The sequence below is a fragment of the Vibrio sp. 10N.286.46.A8 genome (genome assembly GCF_041470165.1).
Classification (GTDB): Bacteria; Pseudomonadota; Gammaproteobacteria; order Enterobacterales; family Vibrionaceae; genus Vibrio; species Vibrio tasmaniensis_A.
This window is the reverse complement of sequence record NZ_JBFRLX010000146.1, coordinates 17,142-21,658: the sequence shown is the minus strand read 5'-3', so window position 1 is coordinate 21,658 and position 4,517 is coordinate 17,142. Positions and strand designations below refer to the sequence as shown.

Here is a 4,517-nt window from a genome sequence, read left to right as displayed (position 1 = left end):
GGACTAAGTAGCCAATCTGTTGCAAGAACTGTTTGTACTCTGCTGCATCTAGGGTCTGGCCTGCACGCTCTTGGTGCCAGACGTCAATTTGATGTTGAAGATCGTCGCGCTTGATAAGCAATGCGCGATTCTTTGGAGCCAAATCTTCAAGGATGGTTGCAAATGATTGCCAAAAGTCTTCAGCGACAATGCCTGTTCCAGGAATGACCTGATCATTAATTAATTGGTAGAGGGTGCTATCAATGTTCAAGCTTCCCTGTTGAATACGACTGCTCATAAAATCTCTCTCAAACTAACTGATGGCTACTCAATAAATTTTCGTGACTAGCTCAAATTTACTTTACTAACTTAAACTTACGCAACGGACATAAATTTAGCTAATTTATGCCAGTTATACTGGATATTCATATAAAAAATACCCTACAAACTGTGTTATTCCGTCACACCACTCTCTATTTCATTGGCGACGCTTTTAATCAATCGGCGCATCCACTGATGGTCTGGATTGGTTTGTAGCAATGGACTCCACGCCATCTTCACCTCGAAGGGTTCAATAGCAAATGGCGCAGGTTTGATTAACAACCGAGGGTTGTTGCGCTGCAATTGTGCCGCTTTGGTTGGAATGGTCAGGATCAGGTTCTTCTGTTGAGCGAAGAGAATCGCCGACAGATAGTGTCTTGTGAACACCGTGATATTACGCGTTTTGCCAATGCGCATTAATGCTTCATCTATCCAACCAAGCTTTTGCGCTTCGCTTGGGTTGATCCCGACACCTGTGCCCATACCCGTCTTACTTACCCAAATATGTTGCGCCTTTAGATAAGACAAAATATCGAAGTTGTCCGCTATCGGGTTATCACAGCTAAATAAGCAAGAGAACCCGTCGTGCCAAAGGCTCATCTGATGGAACGACTGTGGAATGTCGTCAAAACGGTTGATGATAATATCAACAGTGCCTTGCTCCACATCCTGATAACTCACGTCACTCGGCGTCATAATATCCAAGCGTATTTTCGGTGCTATCTCGCTCAACTTTTTCAATAGCGGCTGAATAATGGTCGACTCAGCATAGTCACTCGCCATGATACGAAACACACGCTCACTGTCTTCTGCATTAAACTCCGTGGTCGGTTGCAATGTCTTTTCTACATTCGCCAAGATGTTTCTAATCAATGGCTGCAGTTTATGTGCTCGCTCGGTCGGTATCATCCCTTCACTGGTTCTCACCAACAACGGGTCTTCAAATAGATCACGCAATCGACGCAGGCCATTACTCATGGCTGGCTGAGTGATTCCTAACTGATTTGCTGCTCGTGTTACGTTTCTTTCACGTAGCAACATGTCTAAATACACAAGTAAATTAAGGTCTATACGAGCAATATTCATAAGAAAAATACCGAATATAATAACTATAAATTAACAAAATTATCACATACATGGTTATTCTTTGTCCATGGTTAGATTTAATCCAAATCGAATGACCTCGCCAAATTGGCCAACATGTCCACGTGAAACTAAGGAATAGTTATGTCGCAAATTACACAAGATATCGAAAAGATTGAAGTTGCAAAAAGCGCTGCTGGTGCTCCATGGGATGCAATCAACCCTGAATCTGCAGCTCGTATGCGAGCTCAAAACAAATTCAAAACAGGTCTAGATATTGCGCAATACACGGCAGATATTATGCGTGCAGACATGGCGGCTTACGACGAAGACAGCTCTCAATACACTCAGTCTCTGGGTTGCTGGCACGGTTTCATCGGCCAACAAAAGCTGATTTCGATTAAGAAGCACTTTGATGGCAAGACAGACCGTCGTTACCTATACCTTTCAGGTTGGATGGTAGCAGCACTTCGCTCTGACTTCGGTCCACTTCCAGACCAATCTATGCATGAAAAAACGTCGGTTGCTGGCCTAGTAGAAGAGCTATACACCTTCCTACGCCAAGCGGATGCTCGTGAACTAGGTGGCTTGTTCCGTCAGCTAGACGCAGCACGTGAAGCGGGTGATGTGAATCTACAAGACCAAATCCAAGACAAAATCGACAACCACGTAACACACGTAGTACCAATCATTGCGGATATCGATGCAGGTTTCGGTAACGCAGAAGCGACTTACCTAATGGCTAAGCAAATGATTGAAGCGGGTGCATGTTGTCTACAAATCGAAAACCAAGTAGCCGATGAGAAGCAATGTGGTCACCAAGACGGCAAAGTAACGGTTCCTCATGCTGACTTCCACGCAAAACTTCGCGCACTTCGTTACGCTTTCCTTGAACTAGGCATCGACAACGGCATCATTGTTGCTCGTACCGATTCACAAGGTGCTGGCCTAACAAAAGAAATCGCGGTAGTGAAAGAACCTGGCGACCAAGGTGATATCTACAACTCATACCTAGATGTTGAAGAGATTGATGTTGCAGATATGGCTGAAGGTGATGTTTGCTTCAATCGTGACGGCAAGCTAGTTCGTCCTAAGCGTCTGCCTTCAGGCTTATACCAATTCCGCGAAGGTACTGGTGAAGACCGCTGTGTATTCGACTGTATTGAAGCAATCAACGCGGGTGCTGACCTTCTTTGGATTGAGACTGAGAAACCACACATCGGTCAAATCAAAGAGATGATGGACGGCGTACGTGAAGTTCACCCTAATGCGAAACTGGTTTACAACAACTCTCCATCATTCAACTGGACATTAAACTTCCGCCAACAAGCATACGATGCAATGGCAGCAGCAGGTAAAGATGTATCAGCTTACGACCGTGCAAGCCTAATGAGTGCGGAATACGATGAAACTGAACTGTCTGCAAGCGCTGACGAGAAGATTCGTACATTCCAAGCAGACGCATCTCGCGAAGCGGGTATCTTCCACCACTTGATTACTCTGCCGACTTACCACACAGCAGCACTGTCTACCGACAACCTTGCAAAAGAATACTTCGGTGACCAAGGCATGTTGGGCTACGTTGCTAATGTTCAACGTAAAGAGATTCGCCAAGGTATCGCATGTGTTAAACACCAAAACATGTCTGGTTCAGACATGGGTGATGACCACAAAGAATACTTTGCTGGTGAAAATGCACTAAAAGCAGCGGGTGAAGCGAATACGTCTAATCAATTTGATTAATCGCTAACGCTAAAGCCTCCCCCGCCCTTCTCTCTTACTTAGGTAAGATCCGGGGGAAGGCTTTGAGATAAAGCTACTACTGCCAGCTTTACCTCAAAGCCTCAGATTTGTGTTCCACACCACGGTCAACCGAACAACTTCTGTTTAAGCTAACTGTATACATATTTGTTCAGATTCCTATTTGTTGAGATTCTTATTTTTTGAGAGTGCCTATGACTTCAATACCGACACACCTACAAGATGCAAAAACACTGTTATCAGAAAATGGTTTCGCAACGGGTGATACTTGGTATCACGGCACATCTTCAGCTTTACTCGCGTCTATTCAAGGTCAAGGGCTAAAGCGCTCTGGAGACAAAGCGCTCAATGAAGCCGCTTCAAAAACCATGGCAACGATTGGCAATAATTACACAGAATCCGTTGAGCCCGTCTTCTTAACACAGAGTAAAGAACTGGCCTACTACTGGGCTCAGCAAACCATTCGCGAGCGCAGCACTCGTTTTGAGGGTGAAGAGCGCCCTATCGTATTAGCGGTAAATTTAACGGATAAACAACGTGCCAAAGTAAGGCCTGACGTTGGCGCAATGAGCCTATTAATGATGAGTGTTGGCGAGCAATTCATGGCTCACTTAACTGAGATCTATCAAAAGAACAACATCGCAGGCCCAAGCATCGAACTGCGCACTGCGGATCGTATGGATTATCTCAATAAACTTGGAATGGCCTACATTGATGAAGACATCAGTCGTGCTTGCGTGCAAGAGCTTTATGAACCAGAGCTGTCAGAGCCGGAACTGACCAGTTAATCAGGTTCATTACGTAAGCACTATTCAGAATAAAAAATGGCTCCTAAGTAGGAGCCATTTTTTTATGTGCGAAGTTATTCACATGCTAGTTAATCAATAGACCAGTAAATTTATGGACCAGTTGATCTATGGACACAGACGACCTTGCTGTGCAGGTTGCGTCATTTCAATGTCACCTTGTAGTGAGCGATACACAACGGTATTCCACACTTCACCATTATCCATTTCAAACTCAATAGCGTAATTCAAACCCGCGACAACCTGAGTTCGCACACTCAGAATCTGCTTTAGCTCAGCTGAAGTGTTCATTTGACCAAGAACTGCATTTAAAGCTTGCTTAGCTTGTGGTGTGATAGCGCTTTGCGACCAACCACCTGTCAGGTTTTTAGTGCTACAGATCGGATTCGTATTCTCTTGTGATTGAACTGGAACCTCAGATTTCTGACTGCATCCTGCTAACACAGCGACACTAAACAAGGTTGCTACTCCAAGTAATGATGTTAATCGTACTTTCTTCATAAATTCTCTCTACCTCTGTCATTCACGAGGCGTTACCCGCAATGATGTTTCATATGCAGACAAGCT

General features: G+C 44.6%; 4 protein-coding genes and 1 pseudogene. 2 read left to right on the top strand and 3 right to left on the bottom strand.

Going from position 1 to position 4,517, the window contains the following annotated elements; genetic code table 11:
- A pseudogene (locus tag AB4232_RS14620) lies at positions 1-277 on the bottom strand (malate synthase G); the annotation flags it as partial.
- Between the two features lie 155 nt (positions 278-432).
- The gene (locus AB4232_RS14615) at positions 433-1,386 is read right to left on the bottom strand and encodes a LysR family transcriptional regulator (RefSeq protein WP_009845781.1); all 954 of its coding nucleotides are present in this window, start codon (positions 1,384-1,386) and stop codon (positions 433-435) included.
- A gap of 141 nt (positions 1,387-1,527) precedes the next feature.
- On the opposite strand from AB4232_RS14615, the gene AB4232_RS14610 reads away from it, so the two are divergent.
- Together AB4232_RS14610 and AB4232_RS14605 are read left to right on the top strand one after the other, a co-directional pair.
- Positions 1,528-3,126, top strand: a complete 1,599-nt coding sequence (locus tag AB4232_RS14610) for an isocitrate lyase (RefSeq protein WP_017097741.1) — start codon at positions 1,528-1,530, stop codon at positions 3,124-3,126.
- Between the two features lie 212 nt (positions 3,127-3,338).
- Positions 3,339-3,932: a hypothetical protein gene (locus tag AB4232_RS14605; RefSeq protein WP_135380699.1), complete on the top strand. Its 594-nt coding sequence runs from the start codon at positions 3,339-3,341 to the stop codon at positions 3,930-3,932.
- Between the two features lie 126 nt (positions 3,933-4,058).
- Here AB4232_RS14605 and AB4232_RS14600 read toward each other — a convergent pair whose 3' ends face one another.
- The gene (locus tag AB4232_RS14600) at positions 4,059-4,451 is read right to left on the bottom strand and encodes a cystatin domain-containing protein (RefSeq protein ID WP_009845784.1); all 393 of its coding nucleotides are present in this window, start codon (positions 4,449-4,451) and stop codon (positions 4,059-4,061) included.
- Positions 4,452-4,517: the final 66 nt, after the last annotated feature.